We start from the raw sequence: 230 nt of genomic DNA, 5'->3' as shown, positions 1-230 counted from the left end.
CGCTCGAGCCGCCGCCGACTTTTGCGATGATGGACTACGACGTGCCGCCGCCGCCGCCCGCCGAGGTGGTCTATGTCGACCGGCCCGTGCTGTATTTCAGCGCCCCGGATTTCGGCTTTGCGCCGCCACCGCCGCCGCCGGTCTATTTCTGCCCGCCGCCGCCGCCTGACTTCGTGGTGCTGCCGCCGCCGTTGCCGGTGGTCGGCCTGTTCGTGCTGCCGCAGCCGGTG

Annotated in this window: 1 pseudogene; it reads left to right on the top strand. The window is 71.7% G+C overall.

From position 1 onward, the window contains the following. Positions 1 to 230 (top strand): annotated as a pseudogene (locus G8O24_RS43900) (hypothetical protein); the annotation flags it as partial.

It is taken from the genome of Bradyrhizobium campsiandrae, from assembly GCF_014529705.1.
Lineage (GTDB): Bacteria > Pseudomonadota > Alphaproteobacteria > Rhizobiales > Xanthobacteraceae > Bradyrhizobium > Bradyrhizobium campsiandrae.
The sequence above is the reverse complement of the archived record's forward strand: the minus strand, read 5'-3'. Positions and strand labels throughout refer to the sequence as shown.